Source organism: Paraeggerthella hongkongensis, assembly GCF_003726035.1.
Classification (GTDB): domain Bacteria; phylum Actinomycetota; class Coriobacteriia; order Coriobacteriales; family Eggerthellaceae; genus Paraeggerthella; species Paraeggerthella hongkongensis.
Map to the genome: position 1 here is coordinate 69,937 of NZ_QICD01000006.1, position 21,504 is coordinate 91,440.

15 protein-coding genes are annotated in these 21,504 nt (G+C 58.1%); 10 read left to right on the top strand and 5 right to left on the bottom strand.

Annotated features, from left to right (window positions below; all coding sequences use genetic code 11):
- The 8 genes from DMP08_RS04955 (at window position 1) to DMP08_RS04990 (ending at window position 13,465) form a co-directional block, all read left to right on the top strand.
- Entirely contained in the window at window positions 1-2,088 is a 2,088-nt protein-coding gene (locus DMP08_RS04955; protein WP_211328387.1) for an Eco57I restriction-modification methylase domain-containing protein, read from the top strand.
- 2 nt (window positions 2,089-2,090) lie between these two features.
- A complete protein-coding gene (locus DMP08_RS04960; RefSeq protein ID WP_123191857.1) occupies window positions 2,091-5,474 on the top strand; it encodes a DEAD/DEAH box helicase in 3,384 nt (1,127 codons plus the stop codon).
- 4 nt (window positions 5,475-5,478) lie between these two features.
- Window positions 5,479-6,792 carry a hypothetical protein gene (locus DMP08_RS04965; RefSeq protein WP_123191858.1) on the top strand — a complete coding sequence of 438 codons (1,314 nt, stop codon included), beginning with the start codon at window positions 5,479-5,481 and terminating at the stop codon, window positions 6,790-6,792.
- A complete protein-coding gene (locus DMP08_RS04970; protein ID WP_123191859.1) occupies window positions 6,779-7,990 on the top strand; it encodes a ParB N-terminal domain-containing protein in 1,212 nt (403 codons plus the stop codon). Before DMP08_RS04965 ends, DMP08_RS04970 begins: the two co-directional genes overlap by 14 nt.
- Window positions 7,977-9,920, top strand: coding sequence for a DEAD/DEAH box helicase (locus tag DMP08_RS04975; protein WP_123191860.1), 1,944 nt, complete (start codon window positions 7,977-7,979; stop codon window positions 9,918-9,920). Before DMP08_RS04970 ends, DMP08_RS04975 begins: the two co-directional genes overlap by 14 nt.
- A 142-nt stretch (window positions 9,921-10,062) precedes the next feature.
- Window positions 10,063-12,195: a hypothetical protein gene (locus DMP08_RS04980; protein WP_123191861.1), complete on the top strand. Its 2,133-nt coding sequence runs from the start codon at window positions 10,063-10,065 to the stop codon at window positions 12,193-12,195.
- The gene (locus tag DMP08_RS04985) at window positions 12,192-12,539 is read left to right on the top strand and encodes a hypothetical protein (protein ID WP_123191862.1); all 348 of its coding nucleotides are present in this window, start codon (window positions 12,192-12,194) and stop codon (window positions 12,537-12,539) included. Before DMP08_RS04980 ends, DMP08_RS04985 begins: the two co-directional genes overlap by 4 nt.
- On the top strand, window positions 12,536-13,465 hold the full coding sequence (locus DMP08_RS04990) for a DUF4268 domain-containing protein (RefSeq protein ID WP_123191863.1): 930 nt from the start codon (window positions 12,536-12,538) through the stop codon (window positions 13,463-13,465). The genes DMP08_RS04985 and DMP08_RS04990 overlap by 4 nt, the downstream gene beginning before the upstream one ends.
- Window positions 13,466-13,468: 3 nt before the next feature.
- Here DMP08_RS04990 and DMP08_RS04995 read toward each other — a convergent pair whose 3' ends face one another.
- From DMP08_RS04995 to DMP08_RS05005, 3 genes are read right to left on the bottom strand one after another with little or no spacing between them, the layout of a single operon-like run.
- A complete protein-coding gene (locus tag DMP08_RS04995; protein WP_123191864.1) occupies window positions 13,469-13,894 on the bottom strand; it encodes a plasmid mobilization protein in 426 nt (141 codons plus the stop codon).
- Window positions 13,895-13,899: 5 nt separating this feature from the next.
- Complete coding sequence (locus tag DMP08_RS05000; RefSeq protein WP_123191865.1) at window positions 13,900-14,970, bottom strand: site-specific integrase; 1,071 nt, start codon at window positions 14,968-14,970, stop codon at window positions 13,900-13,902.
- Window position 14,971: 1 nt separating this feature from the next.
- Window positions 14,972-15,175: a hypothetical protein gene (locus DMP08_RS05005; protein ID WP_006681531.1), complete on the bottom strand. Its 204-nt coding sequence runs from the start codon at window positions 15,173-15,175 to the stop codon at window positions 14,972-14,974.
- Between the two features lie 140 nt (window positions 15,176-15,315).
- Between DMP08_RS05005 and DMP08_RS05010 the strand changes: the two genes are divergently transcribed.
- The gene (locus tag DMP08_RS05010; protein ID WP_123191866.1) at window positions 15,316-15,729 is read left to right on the top strand and encodes a helix-turn-helix domain-containing protein; all 414 of its coding nucleotides are present in this window, start codon (window positions 15,316-15,318) and stop codon (window positions 15,727-15,729) included.
- 617 nt (window positions 15,730-16,346) lie between these two features.
- On the opposite strand, the gene guaA is transcribed toward DMP08_RS05010, so the two are convergent.
- Complete coding sequence (guaA, locus tag DMP08_RS05015) at window positions 16,347-17,945, bottom strand: glutamine-hydrolyzing GMP synthase (protein ID WP_123191867.1); 1,599 nt, start codon at window positions 17,943-17,945, stop codon at window positions 16,347-16,349.
- Between the two features lie 204 nt (window positions 17,946-18,149).
- Between guaA and DMP08_RS05020 the strand changes: the two genes are divergently transcribed.
- Window positions 18,150-18,542 (top strand): (deoxy)nucleoside triphosphate pyrophosphohydrolase, encoded by a 393-nt coding sequence (locus tag DMP08_RS05020; RefSeq protein ID WP_123191893.1) that lies wholly within the window; start codon window positions 18,150-18,152, stop codon window positions 18,540-18,542.
- Here the strand turns inward: DMP08_RS05020 and DMP08_RS05025 are convergent.
- Window positions 18,519-21,455: a DEAD/DEAH box helicase gene (locus DMP08_RS05025; protein ID WP_161555420.1), complete on the bottom strand. Its 2,937-nt coding sequence runs from the start codon at window positions 21,453-21,455 to the stop codon at window positions 18,519-18,521. The two genes, DMP08_RS05020 and DMP08_RS05025, sit on opposite strands and share 24 nt — an antisense overlap.
- Window positions 21,456-21,504 lie beyond the last annotated feature (49 nt).

A 21,504-nucleotide genomic window follows, 5' to 3' on the forward strand; every position in this document is an offset into this window, starting at 1 on the left:
GTGACCGAGCCAACCCACGACATTTCTGTCGAAGGCTTCATAGAGTCCTTCGACCGACGATACCCGACTTTCATTCTCAAGACGTTGCTGTGCGACCGCACTACGGGGCGCAACATCATATGGGCCGACAACGAATACGAGGCTCTGGGCGACGGCTACATGGGCGACGACGAGATAACCGTCGAGAAAATCACGGGCATGAATTCCGGCGTCATCAAGCCGCGCATCGCAAAGGAGCAGGAGAAACAATCCCAGCGCACCAAGAGCCGGGCTGAAGTGTTCACTCCGTCCTGGCTATGCAACCAGATGAACAACGACCTGGACGAGGCATGGTTTGGCCGGCGCGACGTCTTCAACACCGAGATTGTTGCGGATGATGGCGCCAATACATGGACGCCGACCAGTGATCCGATCGAATTTCTGAAGTCAAAGGGACACGGCTGGCGAGCATACGTGGAAGCGCCGCGGCTCGAGATTACGTGTGGCGAGGCGCCGTTCGTTTGCTCGCGCTACGACACCGTGACGGGCGACGAGCTGCCCGTAAGCGAGCGCGTGGGCTTCCTTGATCGCAAGCTTCGCGTCGTGACCGAGAAGACCAAGACTCGCAAGGAGTGGGTGCGGCGCGCCCTCGACGCGCTGCGCGCGACATACGGCTTCGAGTACCAGGGCGACAACCTGCTTATCGCTCGAATCAACGTGCTCGAGACGTTCGCCGAACATCTACGCAATCGCTGGGGTTCGGACCCCCAACAGGACGAGCTCGAGCAGGCAGCATGGATCGTTTCCTGGAACTTCTGGCAGATGAACGGCTTCACCGACGCCGTGCCCACCAACAAGATGGGCGCCGAGGTGGAGTCGACCCTGGGGACGTTCGAGGAGCCCGAGCCGGAACCGATACAGCCGTCGCTTTTCGACCTGTTCGACGACGTATTCCTCGACGAGACAACCGAAGAAACCGAGGAAGAGGAGCCGAAGGAGACGGTTCCCCTCTGCGTGATATACGACTGGCAGAACGGCGAGCCCTTCGAGTTCGCCACATTGAAAGGCAAGGCAGCAGCCATGGGGAAGAAATTTTATGCCGTAATCGGAAACCCGCCCTATCAGGAAACAGTTGAAGGTACGAGTGACAAGCCAATATACAACTATTTCATTGACGAGGCATACAAGGTTTCCAAGCGAACCGAACTTATTACGCCGGCGCGCTTCCTCTTTAATGCGGGGAAAACCCCTAAGGATTGGAATCGAAAGATGCTCGACGACCCACATCTGAAGGTTGTCAACTACCAGCAAAAGAGCGACACGGTATTCCCGAACACTGACATTAAGGGCGGAGTTGCAGTTACGTATTGGGAAGGCGGTAAAGTACTTGGACCAATTGGCGTCTTTTCGCCCTACAACGAACTACGATCTATTCAAATGAAGGTTTCACCGTGGCTTGCAAAACAAGGACTACTCTCTGATGTCATGTACCTTCAGAACCGTTTCAATCTTGCTGCATTATATGAGGATTATCCCGAAGCACGCGATTCGATTAGCAGCAACGGGAAAGAACGTCGAATCGTGACCAGCTCCTTTAATAAATTAAATTGCTTCAGCGACGAAAAGCAAAGCGATGACTCCATACAAATCGTTGGTCTTCTAACCGGCAACAAACGCAGATATAGGTGGATACAGAGAAAGTACGTTGAAGACAATGGAAACCTAACAAAATTCAAGGTCATTTTGCCAATGGCGAACGGCTCAGGAGCCATCGGGGAAGTATTATCTACCCCCCTTATCGGGGAACCCCTTATCGGGTACACACAATCATTTATGGGCATTGGCGCATGTGACGAAATTGATGACGCCAAGGCCATAATGAAGTACATCAAGACTAAGTTCGCTCGTACATTGCTTGGCATTTTAAAAATAACGCAGCATAATACGCCAGAAAAGTGGGCCTACGTTCCTCTTCAGGACTTTACCTCTGATTCTGACATTGACTGGTCTCAGCCTGTTGCTGATGTTGATAAACAGCTCTACGCGAAGTACGGCCTCGATGACAAGGAGATTGAGTTCATCGAATCCCATGTGAAGGAGATGGACTAGCCATGGCGAGCATCGACATCTCCCAGATCATCGAGACCACCGCTCCCGCGGTGCCGCAGATCTATGCCTACACCACGCCCGAGATCGCCCGCCACAACGGCTGGACCAAAATCGGCTACACCGAGCAGGATGTGCGTGAGCGCATCAAGCAGCAGACGCATACCGCCGATGTGCAGTGGCACCTGGAATGGAGCGGCAACGCCACGTGGGAGCACCGCGCGGGCACGTTCCACGACACTGACTTCCACGCATACCTCGAGAAGCAGGGCGTCGAGCGCGAACCCAAGAAGGAATGGTTCAAAATCAGCGGCGAGGAGTCTCACCAGCAGTTCTACCGGTTCCGCGATACCGACGGAGTGTTGGACGCACCCGGCGCTGCCTCCTACACCCTGCGCGACGAGCAGCAGCGCGCCGTGGAGCAGACGGGAGCCTTCGCCCGCGCCCATTGGGACGAGGGCGGCGCGCACGGCGGTGAGTTCCTGTGGAACGCAAAGCCGCGCTTCGGCAAGACGCTCACCGCATACGACCTATGCCGCAGCATCGGCGCGCAGAAGGTGCTCATCGTCACCAACCGCCCCGCCATCGCCAACTCCTGGTACGACGACTACGTGAAGTTCGTGGGCGTGGAGGGCGGCTACCGCTTCATCAGCGGCGTGGACACCCTGGCCGGCAAGCCCTACTGCCTCAGCCGCGAGGAGTACCTGCGCGCCATCTGCAACGACCCGGAAGGCCCCAAGGGGTTCATCGAGTTCGTGAGCCTTCAGGACCTCAAGGGCTCCATCCGCTTCGGTGGCGTGTACCAGAAGCTCGACGAGGTGGCCGACCTCAACTGGGACGTGCTCATCATCGACGAGGCGCACGAGGGCGTGGACACCTTCAAGACAGACGTGGCGTTCGACCACATCAAGCGCCGTTTCACGCTGCACCTCTCCGGTACGCCCTTCAAGGCCATCGCCAACGAGAAGTTCGCCGACGACGCCATCTACAACTGGACCTACGCCGACGAGCAGCAGGCCAAGCGCGACTGGCCTGCCGACTCCGAGCAGCCGAACCCCTACGCCAACCTCCCCAAGCTCAACCTGCTCACTTACCAGATGAGCGACATCGTCGAGCAAGAGGCCCGCGGCGGCATGGAGATCGACGGCGAGCAGACCGAGTTCGCCTTCGACCTCAACGAGTTCTTCTCGACCAAGCAGAACGGCGGCTTCGTGCATGACGCCGACGTGGACAAGTTCCTCGACGCGCTCACCACGCAGGAGAAGTTCCCGTTCTCGACGCCCGAGCTGCGCGACGAGCTGCGCCACACGTTCTGGATGCTCAATCGCGTGGACTCCGCCCGCGCCCTCGCCAAGAAGCTTCAGGCGCACCCCGTCTTCGGGGACTACGAGGTTGTTCTCGCCGCCGGCGACGGCAAGATCGACGCCGACGACGAGAACGAGAAGTCGCTCGACAAGGTGCGCCGTGCGATCAAGGACCACGACAGGACCATCACCCTTTCGGTCGGTCAGCTCACCACGGGCGTGACCGTGCCGGAGTGGACCGCCGTGCTCATGCTCTCGAACATGGCGAGCCCCGCACTGTACATGCAGGCGGCCTTCCGCAGCCAGAACCCGTGCCTGTTCGACCTGGGCGGCGGCAACTACGCGCGCAAGGAGAACACCTACGTCTTCGACTTCGACCCGGCGCGCACGCTCACCATCTTCGAGCAGTTCGCCAACGATCTGTACGGCGATGCCGCGCGCGGTGGCGGCGACGTGGAGACGCGTGAGCGCCACATCCGCCAGCTGCTGAACTTCTTCCCCGTCTATGGCGAGGACGATGAGGGCCAGATGGTCGAGCTCGATGCCGAGCAGGTGCTCAGCGTGCCGAGGCGCATCCACGCCCGCGAAGTGGTCAAGCGCGGCTTCATGAGCAACTTCCTGTTCCAGAACATCGCGAGCGTCTTCCGCGCGCCGGCAGAGGTCGTGGAGATCATCCAGCGCTTCGACCCCTACGAGCAGGGAAAAGCGCAGAACGCCGAGAAGAACAAGGTCGAGATCGACGGAGGAACGGCCGACGAGCTTTCCATCAACGACGAGGGCGAGGTGGAGATTCCCGACGAGCAGGTCGTAGGCAAGGCGGCGGACATCTTCGGGCCGAAGGTCTACGGCGACATCACCGTCGAATTCTCAAGCCACGTCGAAGATATCGCGAAGGCGCACGCAGCCGATGACGACGACAGGGCGATGCTCGACAACCTCAAGGAGGCATTCAAGCAGAGCGTGACCGCGCCTCTGGTTCAGGCAGCCAAGGAGAGCTATGGCAGCGAGCTCAAACCGCGCCAGCAACAGCAGATCGAGCGCAAGGTCCAGGCAGACGCCGACATCCAGCTCAACCGCCAGGTCGGCGACTACCAGATCCAGGCGCGCCGCATCGAGCAGTCGCGCAAGGACGAGCTCAAGGCGGCGAGCAGCGCAGCCGAGCGCGCCGAGGTGAACCAGCGGCATGACGAGCAGAAGGCAGAGGCGCTCCAGGCGCTCGCCCAGAAGCTCGAGGACTCCCGCGAGGAGCTCGTGCAGAGCGCCGGCGAGACGGTGGTGCGTGAGGTGGAGACGGCGAAGAAGGAGGATGAGAAGCAAGGCATCGAGGACAAGGTGCGCGCTCACCTGCGAGGCTTCTCTCGCACCATTCCCTCGTTCCTCATGGCGTACGGCGAGGAGGGCACGACGCTCGCGAACTTCGACACGGTGATTCCCGCCGACGTCTTCCTGGACGTCACGAGCATCACCGCGGACGAGTTCCGCTTCCTGCGCGACGGCGGCGACTACACCGACGCCGAGACCGGCGAGACAAGGCATTTTGTTGGGCACCTCTTCGACGAGGTAGTGTTCAACGACTCAGTGAGCGAGTTCATCAAGCTGCGCGAGCGCTTGGCCAACTACTTCGACGAGTCCCAGACGGAGGACATCTTCGACTACGTGCCGCCCCAGAAGACCAACCAGATCTTCACGCCGCGCAACGTCGTGGTCCAGATGGTGGACCTCTTCGAGAAGGAGAACCCGGGCTGCTTCGACGACCCGAGCCACACCTTCGCCGACCTGTACATGAAGTCGGGCCTCTACATCACCGAGATCATCAAGCGCCTGTACCAAAGCGAGGGCATGAAGGCCGCCTTCCCGGACGACCGCGAGCGGCTGGATCACATCCTGGAGCACCAGGTTTTCGGTATCGCGCCCACCAAGATCATCTACGAGATCGCCACTCACTTCATCCTGGGCTTCCACGACGAGGTCGGCCAGGGATGCGACTCGAACTTCGAGCTCGCGGACTCCGCGGAGCTTGCCAAGGAGGGTACGCTGGACGCCTACGTCGAGCGCGTCTTTGGGCCCAAGATGAACGAGGCGTAGGCGCGTGGCGGAAGTAGTCGACAGCCAGCAGGACGAGCGCGCGCAGGCGGCGCGCGAGGCGGCGGATGCCGTTCGGAGCGACGGCACCGAGCTGTGCGCCCGCCTGGTCTTCCGCGCCTCGCGCAACGAACTGAGGCGCGCGGGAATCGCCACGCCCGCCGCGCTCTACGATGAGCTGAAGCAGGTCTTCTGGAACGCGGACGAGGGCATCATCCTGGGCGACCACCTCTCCGTCGGGTTCGGCAAGGTCGACCGCCGCCGCCAGGTGCGCGCCTTCGCCGAGCGCCATGCGGACGAGCCCAGGAACGTCGTCGCGAAAGCCTACGAGCGCGAATACGGCTTCAGCGCGGGCATCGCCGCGATATGGCTCGACCTGTTCGCCGAACCCGCGAACGTGAGCGTCTCGGAGTGGCTCGGCGCAGAGGTCTCTGAATGCTCGACGGATGCCCAGGCCTCTCGTGAGGATACGCCCGAGACGCGCGGCGCCGAACGCGAGGCACCCACCCTCGAGAGTTTCCTCGCCCGGGAGCTTGCCGGCCGCATCTGCGACGCGGAGCTCGTTCGCAGGCGCTTTGCCTTCGAGTTTCCCGACGATCCACCCGATGTGCTTGACCGCGGCATCGAGGGCATGGGCTACTACGAGGACCGCGTCTTGCTCTTCCGAGAAGGAAGCACCCCGAGCGACCACTTCACGCGGCTGCTGGCCGAGCATCCGTCCTTCGCGAAAGGCGACGCCGGCTTCGAGAACGCAGTGTGGCAGCATCCAGCCTTCCGCCACGTGCTGCGCCAGGCGCTTTCGGACCACCGCGTGCTTCTTTACGAGGGCGACAGCTACATCTCGTTCGCGCGGCTGCACGACGTGCTGGGCGCGCGCATGGCGGACATCGAGTCGTACGCGCCCGCGGTGAGCATGGATGTGCCCGAGGGCGAGCCCTTTACCGTGGCAAGCCTGCGCGCGGGCGGCGCCACTCCGCATCCGCTGTACGGGCTGGACATGCCCGACGACTTCTACGAGGGGCTGCTTGACGCGGGCGGGCTCCTGCGCAGCTGCACGCTCGCCGGAACAAAGGTGTTCGTCGCCGGCGGCGAGGGGCGGCTTTCCGCAGCCGACCTCATCGAGTGGATCGTCTCCCAGAACGAGGGAATTGAGCGTGATGACCTGCCGAGGCTGCTCGCAAACGATCTGGGCATCACGTGCCCGGCACCGCTTCTGACCACGACCATTTACAACTCCGACGTCTACTACGACGACATCGGGGACGCATACTATTCATCCATGGAGGCATGGAAGAAGGAGGCACGAAATGAGCTTGCTTGAGGAAGGAATCGCGACTGGCAACGTCCTGCCGACGGGTCGCAAGGAGAAGCACTCCATCGACAACGTGACGCGCGACTTCGACATCTACCGCATCAAGTGCGACCTTCTGTTCTACAACGACCAGAACGACCGCATCGCCACTTGGGTGAGCGAGTACAACTCCGCGCAGGGCGCGGACCTGCTCGCCCTCGGCCGCGACGAGTACAACGGCGTCATCGAGGACTTCATCGTTGAGAGCAACCCCGGCGCGCTCAGGAAGACCGAGAAGAGCATCGCCCTTCGCGGCCAGCTTAGGCCGGGCATCGTGCTCAACGACGGACGCGTCATCGACGGCAACCGACGCCTGACCTGCGTCCGCCGCCTTGCGAGGGAGAACAACGAGGCGGGCTGGTTCGAGGCCGCCATCCTCGACGACGCCACCGGCAGCGACCCCAAGCGCATCAAGCTGCTCGAGCTCGCCATTCAGATCGGCGAAGAGGAGAAGGTGGCGTACGACCCCGTCGACCGACTCGTCGGTGTATACCGCGACGTGGTTAAGAACCACCTCATAACCCCTGCGGAGTACGGCAACGCGACGGGCATGACCGAGGCGGAGGTGAAAAAACTCGTCGACCGCGCCCAGTACATGGAGGAGTTCCTCGAATTCTGTCAGGCTCCCGAGCAATACCACCTCGCCCGCGCCCTCAAGGTCGACGGCCCCTTGGGCGAATTCAGCCGCGTGCTGAAGAAGTACGACAACAGGCGCGACAAGCAGCTTGTCAAACGGCTCATGTTCGCCAACATGGTGGTGCAGCCCGAGGGCGACATCACCCGATACGTGAGAGACTTCGGCAGCGTTGCGGGCACGGATGCGGAGGCCGACTTCAAGGCCGCTGAGCTGCAGGCCATGTCCGAGCTCCTCGAGAAGATGGGTCCCGACGCCCTTACGCGCGAGAAGGTGAGCGAGCTGCGCTCGGACGGCAACCTCGTCGACGGCTTCAAGCGCGCCGGCGACCGCGCAAGGGAGACCGTGCGCCGCGTCAAGCTCATGGACACGCCCGCCAAGAAATCCGCCGACTGCCTCTCCGAGCTTGAGAAGATCCTTCCCGAGATGCTCGACGTGCTGGGACCCGACGAGCTCGAGAAGGTGCGCCGTAACCTCGTGGCCGTCGCCGACAAGGTGGAAGAGTTGATCGGTGAGATCGATGAGCGCGCCTAGGGCCGTCGTCTGCTACGACGAGGTGCGCCCCGGCATGTACCTTCGCATCGAGGGGCAGGATGTCGCCTCGTTCATGGCCTCGGCGGCATGGCGCGCTTGGCTGTACTACCCGGCGAGCGTCGTCGACGGCACCGACCGCGACCGCATCCTGCTCGATGGCGGCATGGGCCTTCGCGAGTGCCAGGACATGCTAGAGGCGATCATGGAGGCCGACGGCCACGGCGTCGAGGTCGCGGTTGACCCGAGCTTCGGCGCCTTCGTGAACGCCGGCGAGACCTACATCCGCGAGCGCTCCGAGGTGGGCTTGGCCATCAAGTCGCAGACCGCCGAGGGCATCGCCGACGACCCTCAGTTGGGGCCGCGCTTCCGGGAATTCCGCGACGTGGTGAACGCATCGATGGTGCGCCCCTTGCGAGACCGGCAGATGCTCGACGCCTTCTTCATGGCGACGGTTGGGCGCGCGGCCGACTTCTCGGTGCCCGGCGCCGGCAAGACCGCGACGGTGCTCGGCGTGTTCGCCTACCTGCGCCATTTGGGCCACGCACGGCGCATCGTGGTGGTTTGTCCCAAGAACGGCTTCGAGTCGTGGGAGAAGGAATGGGTCGCCACCTTCGGGGATAAGCTGCCTTTGAGCTGCTTCTCGCTGGGAGATCCCGCCATAGCGGCGATGTCGACCGAGCGCAGGCGCAACGCGCTGTCGCTCGACAGCGGCGCATGCAACCTGTTCACGTTCAACTACGAGTCGCTCTCGGGCTACGTGCGGGAGTTGCATGCCATCATCCCCGACCAGACTCTGCTCGTCTTCGACGAGGTGCACCGGGTGAAGGCCATCGGCGGCAGGCGCGCGGAAGCCGCGCTCGAGGCGGCCGACGGCGCGAAGTTCGTGATCGCCCTTACGGGAACGCCCATCCCGAACACCTACCAGGACATCTACAACCTGCTGCACATCCTGTATCCCGAGGACTACGACACGTTCTTCGACTACGAGCCGGGCGAGCTCCGCGCGCCCGATGCGGACCTCCAGGCAAGCCTCAACGACAGCCTGGCGCCCTTCTTCTGCCGAACGAACAAGGACGAGCTCGGCGTGCCGCGCCCGGAGCCCGACGAAATCGTGAAGGTCGAGGCGACGCCCGATGAGGACACGTTGCTGCGAGTCTTGTACGCGTCTTGCCCCAACGCGCTCGCGAGGATCATACGCACCCTGCAGCTCGAGAGTGATCCCGAGATGCTCTGCTCTGCAGTGGATCCAGGCGACCTCGAGTACGTGCTCGACCAGGTCGGCGACGACTACTCGGATATCGACTACGTCGACTTCTCGCAGACGTTCTACGAGGCCATCGAGCGAAGCCGCCCGAGCTCGAAGCTTGTTGCGTGCGAGCGGTTGGTGGAGCGTATCGTGGCTGAAGGCCGTCCCGTTATCGTGTGGTGCATCTTTGTTCGAAGTATCAGCAATCTTCGCCGCGACCTCGCCGCCATGGGTATTTCTGCCGAGGCGATCTATGGCGCAACGCCGCAGGAAGAAAGACGCGAGATTCTGGACGACTTCCGTGCGAGGCGCTTCAAGGTGCTCGTGACCAACCCGCAGACGCTCGCCGAGTCGGTTTCCCTGCACAGCGTCTGCCACGACGCGGTGTATTTCGAGTACAGCTACAACCTGGTGCACCTGCTGCAGTCGAAAGACCGCATACACCGTCTGGGCCTGCCCGACGACCAGAAGACCCGCTACTACTTCATGCGCGAGAAGTTCATGCGCAACGACAGGGAGCTATCCCTCGATGCGGTGATCTACGACCGCTTGAGAGAGAAGGAGCAGACGATGCTCGATGCCATCGACCGTGGCTGCCTCGAGGGCGGCTATCTCGATGACGAGGACCTCCGCATCATCTTCGAGCGCCTTTTGGGAGAAGATGCCAAAGGTTTGAAATATTAAGAAACAGAACGGAACGTAAGACCCTCGATCGCTTAAAACTCGTATTCGCTTGAGCGAAGGTTTTCGTGAGGTAGTCAACATTTTGGGGACTTATGAACATGCCAGCTGCGCTGGCATGAAACCGTAAGGAGGATAACTGGGCGTGAAAATTGACCTACATTGCCATACGTTGGCGACCAAAGGCGAGGGACGGGAAAGAAATGTTACCCCCGAACTGTTCGCTGAGAAAATCGATGCGGCGCAAGTCGACATCGTTGCGGTAACCAATCATAACCATTTCGACCTTGATCAGTATGAGCTATTACACAGCGCGGTCGATGGAGCTGCCCAGGTTTGGCCTGGCGTCGAACTCGATATAGAGCGTTGGTCTGGTGGGAAACCCTGGCATATGATTGTGATAACGAGCCCTGATTCAAAGGTCCCGTTTAGCGAGTCTATCAAGACTCTGCAAAATGGCCGGAGCCCAAAGGATTGCAGTTGGTCATTTGAAGAAATATGGGAAGCCTTCAAGGATTCCAACGCTCTGTTCATCTCGCATTGCCATGACAAGGCGCCCGCCATCACCGAAGAAGAGATTGCGCGTGTCGGAGAGATAACAAACAACGACTGGCGGCTCTATTTCGAGCCGAGATCGCTGATGACGCTTGGAATATGGTCAAACCACGGCCGCAATATGCTCATGGGAAGCGACATTAAAGACTGGAACAGGTACGAAAAAGAGGATTTCGTCTCGCTCAGAGTCAATGTTGACAGTTTCGAGCAGTTCTATCTTCTTGCCATGCGAGACCACCAAGTAGTCGAAACGCTTCTGAACAGGAAAGGGAGAACGAAAGTCATTGCTCGTCCGCATGATTCAGTAGCAATCGAACTCCCGCTCTATCAGGATGTAAATGTGCTATTCGGCCAAAAAGGAACTGGCAAGTCCGAGATAGTTAAGTCGATTCGCTCGCAATTCGAAGCTGACGGTATTAAGATCGCTTCCTATATTGGCGGACAGAAAAATACCGCTTTCGACCAGCTGATGACCGTAAAGAACGAAGAGCGATCTTGCTCAGACTTCGGGCGGTCGGAATGTCTGCAGGAGATACAAACGGTGATCGACTGGGCGGACGAACTTCCAACCCCCATCTCTCATTACGTCCAATGGCTAAAAACGGTCGGCAACAGCGACAAGAAGGATCGATTCAAGCTGTCGGAATGCCAATCGCTTCCCGAGGAGAGCGACACTGCCCTTAAGACGGCTAAAGACGATTGCGAATCGATAGACCTCTTCATAACAGACTGCAGTGAGCGCGATCTGGGCAAGTATCTAAAAGCAGAAGATGCCGCGAGGCTATTATCATTGCTTGAAATGCTACGTCGGTCAGCCGCCTCCGTCGTCAAACGAGAGTACATAAATAAGGAATCCATCGTCCTTGCCAACAATGCACTGATTCAAATCAAGAACTGCATCGATAAAAAGTCGGACACTCAATCGAAGCCAAGCGATACTGGATTTCTTCGCTTCGCGCTAGGTCGTATGAGCCTCCTTGGTGCTGTCGAAACGATCAAAGAGAATATGAAAGAGGAGACCAGAGAGACGCCGAGCTATCTCGGAACTCTTGAAGATAAAGGCAGACTCAACATTGTTCTTCAAAGCCGATGGCTATGCTCGAATTCAAAAACCGCAGAGTTTGGCCTGAAAATAACCACACTTAAAAATTGGCGAGGAAAGCTAGATGCTATTGCGTCATCGATATGTTGTTCCAGCCTGCCAGAGACAGTAGAAGAGTTCAAAACAGTACACCAAGAATCGGGGGTGAAGGGTCTCTCTGCGTTTATCGGTCTTGAAAAGTATGTCATTAGAGCCGAGGACGGGAAGCGTTACAGCCCATCTGACGGCGAAAAAGGCATTCTCATCATAGAGAGAACCTTGAACCAAGAGGCTGATGCATATCTCCTTGACGAGCCGGAACTAGGGATGGGCAATCTTTATATTGATTCGGTCATTAGGCCAAAGCTGATGGAACTGGCCCTGTCAAGAAAAACAGTCGTTGTTGCTACGCACAACGCCAACATTGCGGTCAGAACCTTACCATACCTTTCTATTTACAGAAGGCACATGCAAGGCGATGAATACAGAACATATCTGGGCAACCCGTTTCTGAATGAGCTGACCAATATTGACGACCAGAACGATCGGATAAGTTGGAGCGAAACAAGCATAACGACGCTCGAAGGTGGATTCGAGGCGTTTTACGACAGGCAAAGGATATACGAGGCAGGGAAACAATGAAGCACATAGAGATGACTGTCACCACAAACGAAAGAGCGCAGGATGTCTTTAGGCTAAAGACAGAGCCAGAGCATATCGACGTTGTCCTTACCGAAGACAATGGAACAAACGACCTCAAAAATCTTTTCGCACAATTGCTGCAAGAACTGTTCAAAGATGACGTCGAGATTAAGTTTGTCAAAACCGACGGATACAAAACCAGAATCTACGAAGACGTTTGCAGAGAGTATGTGAGCGTCCTGAATCAGGAACTCATAGCGGCTCGAGAGAAAATCCTCGAAGAGAAATTACCGGTAAATGAGTCGGCACCAGCTCTCGATGGGAACAAGAGGGAACCCCGATGAAATACAACCTCGACAAGCTCAAGAAGGTCGAGCTGCGCGACGTGTGGCCGCACGAGGCACTCGACTTCACCAAGTGGCTCTCCAAGGAGCCCAACCTTGCCATGCTGAGCTCCGCGGTCGGCATTGAGCTCGAGCTTATAGAGACCGAGTCGTCGGTGGGTTCGTTCAACGTCGACATCTATGCGCAGGAAGCCGGCACCGGACGCAAGGTGATCATCGAGAACCAGCTCGAGGACACCAACCACGACCACCTGGGCAAGGTGATCACCTACGCCGCCGGCAAGGGCGCCGAGGTCGTCATATGGGTGGTGGCCCGCGCGCGCGACGAGCACCGTCAGGCCATCGAGTGGCTCAACCAGCACACCGATAGCGACTTCGGGTTCTTCCTGGTGGAGATCGAGCTATGGTCCATCGGCGACTCCCTGCCCGCGCCGCGCTTCTCCGTGGTCGAGCAGCCCAACGAGTGGACGAAGGCCATCAAGCTCAGCGAGGGCCTCTCCGAGACCGAGCGCGTGAAGCTCTCGTACTGGACCAAGTACCGCGAGGTAGCCCAGGCGACTCCCGAGTTCCTGAAGGTTTTCAACCCGCAAAAGCCCTCGAAAAACCACTGGACCACTTTGCGCTGCGACACGTCCGCCTATCACATCGGCCTGCTTATAGACACGCAGCGCGGCCGCATCGGCATCGAGTTCTACGTGCCCGACGACAAGGAAATCGGTCACAAAGCTATAGACAACGCCGATTTGTTCGAAGAACGTCTCGGCCTTGCGGCCACGCCCTTCGACGCCAAGAAGGCATCGGGGCTTCGCTTCTACAAAGACGGCTGCAAGATCAAAGACAACGAGACCGCCTGGCCGGGATTCATATCGGAGCAGCTCGAGTGGGCTCTCGCCATGAAGAAGCTAATCGCCGAGCTGGGACTTTAGATGCTATCTACGTCCCATTCCGAAGATGCTCGCAGTGTTGGATTCTGCATCCATTACGGTTGTCACCGACTCTTCCAAAGGGGTGGTTCGTGGCGATGGCTCTTCCGCAGGCGCGTCTACCGGCTCGCCGAGCGCCAGGAAGAACCCCATCACCAGCTCGAGCCTCCGCTGGAGGAACTCGCTCAGCTCGCCGTAGGAGGCCGCCAGGTGCACATCCTTGGCCAACTCCGCCATCGAGTCCTTCAACGCCTTCTGCACGCTCACGGAGGGCCTCACCTCGACTTCGGTATCGGTGAGCTTGGCGATGATGTAGTCCTGCCTGCTCATCCCGCTCCAGGCCGCCATCTCGCATATGAGCTTGTGCTCCTCGGGCGTGCAACGAAACGCCATCGTCTTGCTGCGCTTGCGGGCGCTGTTCTCGCATGGCATCTTTCTTACCCCCTTGCTCCGTCGAGCGCGGCGGCCATCTCGTCCTGCTTCGTGGGGAACAGGTGCGCATATCGGTAGGTGATGTCCACCGCCTCGTGGCCCATGCGCTCGGCGATGGCCAGCGCGGAGAATCCCATCTCGATCAGCAGGCTCACGTGGCTGTGGCGTATGTCGTGTATGCGGATGCGCTTCACGCCCGACGCCCTGCACCCGCGCTCCATCTCATGGGCAAGGAAGTGCTTGGTCACGGCGAACAGGCGCTCGTCGGGGGCGACGTCGTCGCGCATCTCGATGAAGTCGGCCATCTCGTCGCGCAGGAAGGCGGGCATGACGATCGTGCGCACCGACTTGGGCGTCTTGGGGTCGGTCACGGTGTCCACGCCGTGGAGGCTCTGGTACGACTTGTTGATGCGCAGCCGCGAAGTCTCCAGCATGAAGTCGGACGGCGTGAGCGCCAGGAGCTCGCCGCAGCGGATGCCCGTCCAGTAGAGCAGCTCGAAGGCGTGGAACGACAGCGGTTTGTCCATTACGGCCTCGCTGAACCTCAGGTACTCGTCCTTGGTCCAGAACTGCATCTCGCTGCCCTTTTTCGAGCCTATCTTGTCGACCCTGCGCACCGGGTTGTCGGTGAGGCCGTAGTAGCGCTCGGCATGGTTGAAGATGGCGTTGAGCTGGTTGTTCACCGTGCGCAGGTACGTCGGCGCCCAGGGCTTCCCGTCGGCGTCCCGGTGCTCGGTGAGCTCGTTTTGCCACCTGATGACGTCGATCGGCCTCACGTCGCACATGCGCATGTCCCCGAAGAACGGCACGAGCTTGTCGTTGATGATGTACTCCTTGGTGATCCACGTGTGTTCGCGTATGCGCGGCTTCACCTCGGAAGCGTACACCTCGACGAACTCGGAGAACGTCATGTCCATGGCCCCGCCGTTAAGGCTCTTGAACTTGCCCTCCCACACGGCGGCTTCCACCTCGGAGGAGAAGCCGCGCTTCGTCTTGTGGCGCTTCGAGCCGCGGGCATCGCGGTAGTAGCACTGCACGTAGAACGTGCCGTTGTTGTCATCTTTGTACACGGGCATGTCAGTCCACCTCCGGGAAATACAGGGCGTCGAAGACGTCGCTTCGAACGCGCCCGCGGATAACCACGCGCCCGCGCGCCTCCTGCTCGGCGTTTATCTTCCTGATCACCTCGTAGGCGCTGCCTTTCTTGATCCTCAGCAGCTCCGCGACCTCGTCGGCGTCCAGCATGTGCGGCCTCGGCGTCTTCGCCACCTTCTCATCCATGACTCCTCCAATCATTAGCGTACGGATATGTACGGTTTACAGATTTAGAGTAAACGTACATATCTGTACTGTCAATAGAATTGCGTACATTTGCGTACGCTGATAAGATGTGCGGGTACGTATTTTCAGGAGGAGGGCGCATGTCCGTAGGCGAGAACATAAGGCGGTACCGCAAGTTGCGGGGCATGACGCAGGCGCAGCTCGCCGAGGCCGTCGGCCTGACCGAGGGGGCCGTGCGCCACTACGAGAGCGGCATCCGCGCGGTGAAGCCCGAACTGCTCGGGTCCATCGCCGATACGCTCGGCGTGTCCGTCAACGCCCTCAAGGATTACGGCGTCGAGAACGCGAGCGACCTCATGTCGCTTCTCGTGCGGCTCGAGGACTCCTTCGGTATCGTTCCCTCAGCCGACGGTTCGGGTCTCACTCTGAACCCCAAGGCTCCGCACGCGCCCAAAGCGGCGATGGCGATCGAGCTGTGGGCAGAGAAGCGCGCGCAGGTCGAGAACGGCGAGATCGACGCCGACGAATACGAGGACTGGAAAGCCTTGCTGTAGCGGCTCCCCGCATTTTGCAATCAACGCAACCGAATCAGGACGCCAAGCTAGGCTGTGAGCGCCGCTCACACCTGCGTATGCTGAGTTTTTACTCCCCATTGCATGCAAAGGCATTTTCGGCGCACCTGGGGAGTAAATGACGCGGTGGTTTACACGGCGGCACACTACAGTACACCGCGGCATTTCTCCTGATTACTCCCGTTTACATTGAAAGGGCGAGATTCTTTACTCCCCATTAACCACCTGGGGAAACGCCGTACGGAGACTGCAAAAATGACCGTTGAGTTCGATTTGAGTTTCACGGGCCCCGAAACGGCCTTGTTTCGCCCTCGGGGACAAAAACCGCGCGTCTACTCACTTGAGATAAATCCTTACTCCCATTCCCCCGAATGCCGCCCCGTTCCTTGCCATCTTGAAATACGGGGAGTAAATAGCGAAATCGCAGGTGAAAGGGAGTAAAAAGGTAAAGAAAAAGCCTCCGTCCCAACATGGAAACGGAGGCTCGATAATCGGTTTTACTCACCAATGTCGCTGGTGGCTTTGCCGTGACCCTCGTACGAAACAAAACTCAGAGGCACAGTGCGGCACTCAAAAATGCAGGTCAAAGCCCTATCGGCTTACTCCCACTCAATCGTCGCCGGCGGTTTGCTCGTGATGTCGTAGGCCACCCGGTTCACGCCCGGCACCTCGGCCACGATCCTGCCGCTCACGCGCGCCAGCACCTCGTAGGGCAGCTTCGCCCAGTCGGCGGTCATCGCGTCGCTCGACTCCACGGCGCGCAGGATCACGGGATAGCCGTACGTGCGCTCGTCGCCCATCACGCCGACGCTCTTGATGTCGGGCAGCACCGCGAAGTACTGCCACACGCTGCCTTCGCCGTTGCGCTCGCCGGTCTGCTCGAACACAGCAACGTTGTACGCGTCCAGCTCCTCGCGCACGATGGCGTCCGCCTCCTTCAGGATGGCCAGCTTCTCGCGCGTCACCGTGCCGATGATGCGGATGGCCAAACCCGGCCCCGGGAACGGCTGGCGATGCACGATGTGATCGGGCAGTCCCAGCGCCGTGCCCAGCGCGCGCACTTCGTCCTTGAAGAAGTGGTCCAAAGGCTCGATCAGGTCGAAATGCACGCCTTCGGGGAAGGGGATCAGGTTGTGGTGGCTCTTGATGGTGCTCGCCTTGCCGCCGGTTTTGCGCGCGCCGCTCTCGATGATGTCAGGGTAGATGGTGCCCTGCGCCAAAAACCTCACGCCGTCCAGCTTCTGCGCCTCGTCGAAGAACACCTTCCAGAACTCGGTGCCGATGATCGTGCGCTTCTCCTCGGGATCCACCACGTCGGCCAGCAGCGCCGCGTAGCGATCCTCGGCGTGCACGTGCACGAAGTCCACGTCGAACTGCTTCGTGAACACGGCCTCCACCTCTTCGGGCTCGTCCTTGCGAAGCAAGCCGTGGTTCACGAACACGCAGGTCAGCTGCTTGCCGATAGCCCGCGCGCACAGCGCGGCCACCACGGAGGAGTCCACGCCGCCCGAAAGGCCCAGGATCACGCGGGCATCGCCCACCTGCGCGCGGATGGCCTCCACCGCGTCGTCGATGATGGAGTCCATGGTCCAGTTTCGCTCCAGCTCGCAAATGCCGAACAGGAAGTTCCTCAGCAGCTCGTCGCCGTGCGGCGTGTGGCGCACCTCGGGATGGAACTGCGTCGCGTACAGCCTGCGCTCGGCGCATTCCATCGAGGCCACGGGGCACGTCTCGGTCCTCGCCGTCACCGCGAACCCTGCGGGCACGTGCGAAACCGCGTCGCGGTGGCTCATCCACACCGTTTGCTCGGCCGGGGTCTCGCCGTACAGCTGCGATGCGCCCGCGTCGCAGCGCTCGAGCTCGGCCGCGCCGTACTCGCCCTTTTCCGTATGGCCCACGGTGCCGCCCAGCGTCACGGCCATGATCTGCTGCCCGTAGCAAAAGCCCAGCACCGGAATTCCCAGCTCGAAGATCTCAGGGTCGATGGACGGTGCGTCCTCGGCGTACACGCTGGCCGGGCCGCCCGACAAGATGATGGCCGCCGGCTTCATTTCGCGCACTTCGGCGGCGGCGATGTCGCACGGGACGATTTCCGAGTACACGCCCAGATCGCGCACGCGGCGGGCGATCAGCTGCCCGTATTGCGCGCCGAAATCGACGACGATAACCTTCTGGTCGGGGGAGGTGCGTTGCGACACGGGATACTCCTAGCTTTGCGATGATTGCTTGAATATGCGGCCATATTACCCGAAAAGCTGTTACAAGTGTGTTTCCTGGCGGTTTTGCATGCGCTCTGCAAGTATTCACCACGTGCTTAGTGCTTTGGTGTGCGGGGTATCCTGCCAGGTTCATGCGATCGTGGGATAACGTCACAGCGGAAACAGGGGCGAATGGAGGCAATCATGAAGACCGTTAGAGTTGCAGCGGCTCTTATCATAGACGGGAATCGAGTGATGGCGACTCAGAGAAATTACGGTGATTTTGCCGGTGGTTGGGAATTTCCGGGCGGCAAAATTGAGCAAGGAGAAACGCCCGAAGAAGCGCTTGAGCGAGAAATAAAGGAAGAGCTCGGATTGGGCATTCGCTCTATAGAGTTTTTCAAAAACGTAAGGTATCAATACGAGACCTTTTTTCTCGATATGGATTGCTTCACGTGTGAGATCGAATCCGGAAAGCTTGAGCTTCACGACCATTCTTCGATGAAGTGGCTCGATAGCCGTTCGCTTTATGACGTTGAATGGCTTCCGGCGGATGTTGGCATTATCGAAGATTTAAAGATCCGTCTGGCCGGTTAGGTCGTTAGTGAGATAGTCGTAAAGATCGGCTCGAACTGGAACGTCAAGCCTGTAGGTTATCTCTACTGCTGGTTTTGGCGTTCCGGGCATGGTTATCTGTCTGAACAATCCGGTTGGGATTATTTCACCAAGGAAGTAGAATTTCTTGCTTTCGTTTCCATCGGTCTTGTCTTTTCTTACGAAGAGGTATGCCTTCATGTTGTTTTTGCTATAGCTTGCGAGGCGTTTTATTTCAGGTGACTCAAGTGTTCGGGGCTGCTTTGAGATGGCGATAAGTTCCCGGTCGGACACAAATCGGTCTTCGTATTTTATGGTTTCGCTAATGTGGGGGTCTTTGTTGTAGTTTATGAATACGGGGAAAGTATTCGTTCCCTTGTCGAATTTGTAGCCACCAACGTTTAATGGAACCTCGTTCCGCTCCCAATTGAGCAGCATGCAGACGTCTTCCAGCGTATATTTCTTGAAGAGCACCAGGTTGGTATCTCGATATGTGTCCCTGTAGTCACGCTGGTTGCGGTCGAGGCCAAAGGCTACGACTTTCAATAGCTGTCTTTTGAACTCGTTGTTTTTCAGCGCTTCAAGAAATTGGTGCGTTGCTACGATGTTTCCACCCTGCCTCTCCGCAAACAGACAGCATTCGAAGCTTTTCTTTTGGGCGCTAAGCGTAAACTGATTGGTGAGCATAGAGAGCGCTGACGCCACGGACTGCGGAGCGAATTCGGTCAAGAGCTCTCTTTCGCTCGCTGATTCATGTAGGATGATCTGTCTAAGCAAAACGAGATCGATCGGGCGTTTGCCGCTTGCGAGCTTCTGGGAAACGTAGCTCAGCATTCGAGATTGAGTTTTTGAGAGTGAAACGCTATAGCTATTTTCGTACTTGAGAAGGAATGCATGATAGGAGCCGTACTTCTCCAAGATCAAGAGAGGATCAACGCTTCCACTCTCGTCGAAGTCTTTCAAACTTGGTACGCGTCCCAACATGTGCCTAAGGTTTTTGTACTCGTCTTTTAGGAGCTTTGCGTTTGAGAAATTCTCTGCGTCGATGGATCGTAGCACTCGGGCTTCAGATATTCGGTCAAAGTTAAGCGTGGAACATCCGGGAAGCACCGTACTGCCCTCCTTGACGAACGCTCGCAGATTGTCTTTGTCGTACGTTTTATCCTCGGAAAGGGCAATGGGGATGAGGTAGTTGGTTTGATAATTGCCGATAAAATCAAGAACAAGCGTGTATTCTTTGTCCCGGTCCTTTCTCAAGCCTCGACCAAGTTGTTGCACGAACACGATCGCGGATTGTGTTGCTCTGAGCATGATGATTTGGTTCAACGAGGGGATGTCGATTCCTTCGTTGAATATGTCAACTGAGAATATATATTCGAGGTCTCCTTGCTCCAGCAGCTCGATGGCGCGGTCCCTGTCCGCATCGCTATTCGCTCCACTTAGGGCCGCCGTGCGGTATCCTCGTTTGTTGAACGCTTCCGAAAGAGCCTTGGCTTCGTCGTTTCTGGAGCAGAATATCAACCCGCGGCGGTTTCGCTGCGATACTGAGTAAGTTTCGATCTTGTCGATGATGTGCGAGACTCGATCTTCGGAAGCTAATTTGGTAAAAAGGGTGAGGTCGTCCGCTTTTCTTCCATCGATATCCAGGTCTGCGATACCGAAATAATGGAATGGCGTCAGCATGTTGTGCTTCAGTGCGTCGTAAAGGGTGATTTGGTGGGCAATGGTGTGATTGTAGAGTTGGAAAAGATCATAGCCATCTGTTCTTGTGGGGGTGGCCGTCATGCCGAGGAGAAAATCGGGCTTGAAGTAGTCGATTATTCTCCGGTAGCTTTCTGCTCCGCTTCGATGCGCCTCGTCGATGACGATGTAGTCGAAAGCGTCGCGGTCAAATTTGTCTAAATTGTTAGCAAGGGTTCCCACCATGGCAAACAGGCATGTTTTGTTGGCTTGCTTGCTCCGTCCTGCGAATATTCCGTAAGTGTAGCGCGCTCCTAGTACATTTCGATAGCTCTTTTCGGAGGCTTCCAGAATTCGCTCGCGATGCGCAACGAACAGGATGCGCTGGGGATTCGATTCTTTTACGTCGAACGCGGATAGATAGGTCTTGCCAGTGCCTGTTGCCGATATCAATAAAGCTCGCGGCTTCATGTTCTCGTGCAGCTTCTTAAGCTTTTCGAGAGCCGATTTCTGCATGGCGTTTGGGGAAGGGCTGCCGGTTCTTGTTTCTCCGAAAGCGTTTTTGGTGGCTGACGTGCCAGCAGTGCCGAATGAAAAAGAATCCTTTTGAGCGGTTCTTTCTTGCTGAGTAGCGTGGCGATAGTCCTCGTATTCAGCTATCCATGATTCATGGGAGGGGATGGTTTCTGGCGCGTTCCAGAGAGCATCGAATTCCGAACGGGCGGCCTGAAGAACGTCGCCGTCGTCGAAAGAATGAAAAAGGACGTTCCATTCTTTGTTGCTGGTCAATGCGGATTGGGTGATGTTAGCGCTTCCGATAATGACGGTGTTGATTTCTCCTTGCTTAAAGAAATAGCCTTTAGCGTGCATATTGCCTTGGTAGATACGCGTTTCGATGTTTGGATATTCTCCTAATTTGCGAAGCGCGTCGGGTTCGCTGAAGTTCAGGTACGTGGTCGTAAGGATACGTCCAGGAACATTTTCTTCACGTAGCGTGTTGAGGATCTGGACAAGGGCCTGTACTCCGCTTGAAGTTATGAAGGCAACCGAAAGATCGAATCGCTCGCAAGTCCTCATTTCGTTTTTTAGCGCGGAAAGAACGTTGGTCGCCTTTTTTACATCGTTGACAAGGATTTTTGGGGTATAGCGTGCGTCCGATTCGACCGAAGCATCTACGAACCCGGTTTTCAAGCAGTCGATGAATTCGACTACGCCGTACTCGAAAGCTTCGCTCATGCCGATCTCTTTTCTCGCGTTCTCGCTGCGGAAACTCATGGGAGGTTCA

Bases quoted from the DNA above. Each gene is read 5' to 3' on its own strand.
- DMP08_RS04960 (WP_123191857.1), top strand. From the start codon at position 2,091: ATGGCGAGCATCGACATCTCCCAGATCATCGAGACCACCGCTCCCGCG.
- DMP08_RS04970 (WP_123191859.1), top strand. From the start codon at position 6,779: ATGAGCTTGCTTGAGGAAGGAATCGCGACTGGCAACGTCCTGCCGACG.
- DMP08_RS04975 (WP_123191860.1), top strand. From the start codon at position 7,977: ATGAGCGCGCCTAGGGCCGTCGTCTGCTACGACGAGGTGCGCCCCGGC.
- DMP08_RS04985 (WP_123191862.1), top strand. From the start codon at position 12,192: ATGAAGCACATAGAGATGACTGTCACCACAAACGAAAGAGCGCAGGAT.
- DMP08_RS04990 (WP_123191863.1), top strand. From the start codon at position 12,536: ATGAAATACAACCTCGACAAGCTCAAGAAGGTCGAGCTGCGCGACGTG.
- DMP08_RS04995 (WP_123191864.1), bottom strand. From the start codon at position 13,894: ATGCCATGCGAGAACAGCGCCCGCAAGCGCAGCAAGACGATGGCGTTT.
- DMP08_RS05000 (WP_123191865.1), bottom strand. From the start codon at position 14,970: ATGCCCGTGTACAAAGATGACAACAACGGCACGTTCTACGTGCAGTGC.
- DMP08_RS05005 (WP_006681531.1), bottom strand. From the start codon at position 15,175: ATGGATGAGAAGGTGGCGAAGACGCCGAGGCCGCACATGCTGGACGCC.
- DMP08_RS05010 (WP_123191866.1), top strand. From the start codon at position 15,316: ATGTCCGTAGGCGAGAACATAAGGCGGTACCGCAAGTTGCGGGGCATG.
- DMP08_RS05020 (WP_123191893.1), top strand. From the start codon at position 18,150: ATGAAGACCGTTAGAGTTGCAGCGGCTCTTATCATAGACGGGAATCGA.
- DMP08_RS05025 (WP_161555420.1), bottom strand. From the start codon at position 21,455: ATGAGCGAAGCTTTCGAGTACGGCGTAGTCGAATTCATCGACTGCTTG.